We start from the raw sequence: 4,726 nt of genomic DNA on the forward strand, positions 1-4,726 counted from the left end.
ACGTCGGGCCAGTCGCGATTGAAATCGGCGGTCAGGCGTTTCATCTCGCGCCGCCGATCGCACGCTCCACCGCGGCGCCATCGTCGAGCGGCGCGGCTGATGGCGGCGCAGCGGCCGATGGGTTTGCGACGAGTGCGACGCTTGCGACGACCATACACCTCAATGCCATAGCCAGGTTCAGAAGCTCCGATGTTCAATGTTGTCGACTACGATTCAGGACGACGCTCGCGCGGCAGCCCTTGAATAGGCGGGGAACTACGCGTTCGGACGACCAACACTTGAGGATCGGACATGGTGCAGCGATAGTGATCCGGCCTCGGGAGGAGCGGACGCGGTCCAGTCGAGTATAGCTTGATCAGCCGCTGGCGAGCGGATTAGACTGAGTGCCCGAATTGAAGAAACGTTCAGAGCAAACAGTGTTTTGTCGTTCCATTACCTTGGTATCGTTGAGCTTCCTGGCCTCAGCCGTCGGCGCTCAGGCGCAGGGCGACCCAACGCAGATTTTCAACGGTGTGTGGGTGGCAGTAAATCCGCCAGGACCGCACGTCGTGTTTAATATGATTAGCCTGGGTCAAAGAGAGGCTAGTTTGCCGATACTTGGCCAAGCCACGATAGGTCCATCCAATGGAGAAGACGGATCAAATTTCCGAATCTCGGGCCCAGGATTCACCTGCTTTTACCTGATACTCACCACCAACCAGCGGACAAGAATGGTCTGGGAGCTGAAGAGCGGTGGGGACGTCTGTTTCAAGTCAGCTGCTTTCGAGCAAGCCGATAGCCCGGTACCAGTACCGGCGCCGGCCCCGTTACCGCCGCCTCCGCCACCGCCTCGCCCCTCCGTCTCTCCGAGCTTCTCCTGCTCCGCTCGATTGAATGAGGCGGAAAGAACTGTCTGTTCAGACGACGGCCTAGCTCAGCTCGATCAAAATCTCGATGCTTTGTATACATCGGCTCAGGCTTACGCTCGCAGCAACGGTGACGCGGCAAGCTCTTCAAGATTGGCTGCAACCGAGAAGAGTTGGTTGTCCAACGATCGAAATGCCTGTGGTACGAATATAACTTGCTTGGCGAGCGCCTATTCGAGGCGGATTTCCCAGTTGAAAGCCTGCTTATCTCGGCTTCGCAGTGGTGACGGCTGCTAACAATTCCTTCGAACTCAACCGTATGATGGATCGGATCGGTCTCCATCGACAAATGCATTAGAAGCGGTGCTTTGGACCAGGGCCTCCATGCGAGCATTGTATTGCCTTCGTACTGTGCTTCTCACGAGCAGCCTTAGCAGTATCGCCCTGATACCCACCGCAGCACCACAGTCGGTGTCCGTGCCGCACTGCACATCGATCGTGAAGGTGATGCTGGACGTCGGCCACACGCCTGAGCAACCCGGAGCGACTAGCGCGCGCGGCGTGCCGGAGTTTGAGTTCAACCTCAGCCTCGCTCGCAGGGTTTCATTAGAACTTACAAGGTCGGGGTACCTTGTGAGCGTGCTGGTCGTACATGGCATAGGCCAAGAACAGCTCCTCAACCGAGTCGTCCAGGCTAAACGCTATTCTCCAACTCTATTTATCTCCCTTCATCACGATTCAGTTCAGCCGTTGTTTATCCATCAATGGAGCTTCGCCGGACGAGCAAACCACTACAGCGACGAATTTTCCGGCTTTTCGATCTTCCTGTCTGAGCTCACTCCTAAGTTTGCCGAGAGCTTAGCGGCTGCCCAGCTTTTGGCAGATGAACTGATCAGGCAAGGACTGCGGCCTTCGCTGCACCATGCGATGAAGATTCCCGGTGAAGGGCGAAAACTCATTGATCGGCAGCGCGGGATCTATCTGAATGATCGGTTAGCCGTGCTGAAGGACGCTCCCTATCCGGCTCTGCTCCTTGAGGCGGGCGTGATCGTCAACCGAGCGGACGAAATCAATCTTCAAACGGAGACAATTCAGGCGCAAATAGCTCAAGCCATCACTCAAACCGTCAGCGGACGGTTTTGCGGGACCAATGGATCAAAAGCCCCATCGGATCTGCTCGATGAGCACAATTCAGATCGGAAGTAGCCCCAGTCGCTCAGGGCTCCACCCGCCGGTAATCGCCTGCCGCGGCTCTACAGGCCACGTCCGGCCCACCCGTACGGAATGAGAGATTTAGTCCTTCACCGGCAAAAGCATACCGGTAGGCGCACCTAAAACGCGGCCCGACCAGGCAAATATTCGCACCGCCATCGGCACACCTCTCGACCGATCCGACTCCGTTGAAAACGGTTGCCGCCCCCGAAAACGAAATGTTCAAATCACCATTTGACAGAAAGCGAATATTGTCTCCGGATCCACTCTTGAGCCAGTTGCCGAGCAACCGACCATCGAGAAGCCCTTGGGTTTGCGCTTGGGCTTGAGGCAGGAAAAAGGCTGCCCAGAGGCCGGCCACCAGAAGCTTCGAAAAGAAATCAATCTTCCATACCCTAACTATCAACATACTATCCCCCTCTGCCCTTATTCCATGCTCAGTCTGGGCCTCGTCAAAACACTGGAAATCCTAATGCAGTGGTTGTAGCCTTGGCAATGCCGCGCATACGGCTTTTTGAGCTTAGTATATTAACCTGAAGGGGAAGCGCAATGCGCTGTTTTTTGGTCGCTCTCGGGTGCTTTCTTGTTTTTGCAACCGCTAACGCTCGGGCGGACGCGCTGGACATTTTCAACGGCGTTTGGGTTTCGGTCAATCCGCCCGGTCCGCACTTCATCTTCAACAAGGTGGGCCTCAACTCTCGTGAAGCCAGCCTCCCTGTCTTAGGACAGGCGGCCATCCGGGTATCAAACGGCGAGAACGGGTCGAACTTCCTGGTCTCCGGCGAGGGCTTTTCGTGTCAATACTTCGTCGGCAAGATCAACAATAGCGAGATGACCTGGGAGCTCAAAGGTGGCTCATCGGTGTGTTTCCCGTCTGCGCATTTCAAGAAAGATCCTCCCTAGCGCGGAGCAGTGAGCGATGCGCGTTCGCGTCTTTCTCGTTGCCGGAGTGACCAGCGTATCATTGGCTTTCTCGGCAAGTGCGCTCGCCGACGATGCCTTGCAAATGTTCGACGGCGTGTGGGTTTCGATCAGTCCGCCTGGACCGCACATCGTCTTCAACAAGATCGGGCAGACACGCGAAGCTAGCTTACCCAATCTCGGTCAGGCCTCCATCACGAGTTCAAGGGGCGAAAGCGGATCAAACTATCAGATCTCTGGCGCTGGGTTTACCTGTTACTACCTCATTCTTACTACGAATGCTCAAGCCAAGATGGTATGGGAGTTGAAGAGTGGCTCAAGCCCTTGCTTCGCAAATGCCGTCTTGGAAAGGGCCGACTCTGAAAATGAGAGGGCCAACTCGAGTGCTCGACCTGCAACGGCTATAGCACCCGCTGCGCTTCAGGCGCCCAACGCCGCTTTAGCACCCAGCCCTGCGCAGCCGAGCCCGCCCTCGGAAGGAGGCCGCAGGTGCGGTTACTACGCGATAGCATATTGCTCCGAAGATCTAAGTGTCGCCCGTGGAGTCAGCGGTGCGCTTCAAGCACAACTCATCGACACAAATGCTCGTAATTACTATCCCAACTTCCGCGCCGGCTGGTACTGTGTTGGAGTCGGCCCGCTGAATAGGGACACAGCCCAGAGCACCGCACAAGGATACAAGCAGCGCGGATATCCAACAGCGTACTTTAAAAATAGCTGCTGAATCGCGCCTAACTTGGGTGCCGATCGGCCGGCTTGGGCCGCCCTGACCATCGTCTAGGTATTCCTAATAACACCCGAATACGCTCCATTCGAACTTCAGACCCGAAGGAATGGCTATGGGGAAGCAGCTTGTTTTGTTACTCGCGCTCGCTGCAACCCTTTCGAATTGCAGCGCGACCAGTACCGAGCGGTCCTCTGCTGACCGAACCCCAGAAGCTCAGGGCGCGCAGCCGGAGATCATCTCGCGCGAACAATGGCGAGCGAAATCGGCAAATGGTGGAATGACAGCCCAGACTGTCATTGGTATTATTATACATCACACGGGCGTTCGCAGTAACATCTCGACGAGCATCGAAGCGAAGATGCGCGGCTTGCAGGCATTCTCGCAGTCGCCGGGTCGAGTCTCACCATCAAAGTCAAAACCATCCTGGCCCGATGTACCTTATCATTTCTATATCGACGCAAGGGGCTCAATCGCTGAGGGACGGGATGTAAGGTTCGCCGGTGACACTAATACGGGCTACGATCCTAGAGGGTACATTCAGATTGCTGTCGAGGGTGACTTCGAACGTGAAGCGGTACGCCCAGAGCAAAGAGAGGCATTGCGGGGCCTTTTGAAGTGGCTCTTAGTTCGTTGGAATCTTCCAACGTCCAGCGTCACTATCCACAAACTTCATGCCCCTACCGACTGCCCCGGGCGAAACTTGATACCCGAAATTGAAGCTATCCTGAGGGAGATATAGATGGGTTTAATATTTCGCTGGCTGGACTCGACCACGTGAGACCATCATTTCCGTATCCAGCACCGGCCTCACAAGGCTGGGCTATTGTCTGAGTGCGCATTGTCGATTACTTACAATTGCGAGCCTTTGGCGACCACTCGCTAATTGATGGCTGCCGCAGCTCGATGAGCAAGCACCCAAGTCAAGAACCAATTGGAAATCTTTCCGCCAGCACGAAGCTCTCGCGCGTCCGGGTCACGTCGGGCCAGTCGCGATTGAAATCGGCGGTCAGGCGTTTCATCT

4 protein-coding genes are annotated in these 4,726 nt (G+C 55.8%); 3 read left to right on the forward strand and 1 reads right to left on the reverse strand.

The genetic code is table 11. The annotated features are described in order from the left end of the window. Positions 1 to 1,352: 1,352 nt before the first annotated feature. Positions 1,353 to 2,051 (forward strand): N-acetylmuramoyl-L-alanine amidase, encoded by a 699-nt coding sequence (locus QW845_RS34015; protein WP_315805874.1) that lies wholly within the window; start codon positions 1,353 to 1,355, stop codon positions 2,049 to 2,051. Positions 2,052 to 2,061: 10 nt separating this feature from the next. On the opposite strand, the gene QW845_RS34020 is transcribed toward QW845_RS34015, so the two are convergent. Further along, positions 2,062 to 2,466, reverse strand: coding sequence for a hypothetical protein (locus QW845_RS34020; protein WP_315805872.1), 405 nt, complete (start codon positions 2,464 to 2,466; stop codon positions 2,062 to 2,064). Between the two features lie 140 nt (positions 2,467 to 2,606). On the opposite strand from QW845_RS34020, the gene QW845_RS34025 reads away from it, so the two are divergent. Together QW845_RS34025 and QW845_RS34260 are read left to right on the forward strand one after the other, a co-directional pair. Beyond that, positions 2,607 to 2,960: a hypothetical protein gene (locus QW845_RS34025; protein WP_315805873.1), complete on the forward strand. Its 354-nt coding sequence runs from the start codon at positions 2,607 to 2,609 to the stop codon at positions 2,958 to 2,960. 1,022 nt (positions 2,961 to 3,982) lie between these two features. Next, positions 3,983 to 4,444: a peptidoglycan recognition family protein gene (locus tag QW845_RS34260; RefSeq protein WP_409998004.1), complete on the forward strand. Its 462-nt coding sequence runs from the start codon at positions 3,983 to 3,985 to the stop codon at positions 4,442 to 4,444. Positions 4,445 to 4,726 lie beyond the last annotated feature (282 nt).

Origin of the sequence: Bradyrhizobium sp. SZCCHNS3002 (genome assembly GCF_032377435.1) — a bacterium.
GTDB lineage: Bacteria > Pseudomonadota > Alphaproteobacteria > Rhizobiales > Xanthobacteraceae > Bradyrhizobium.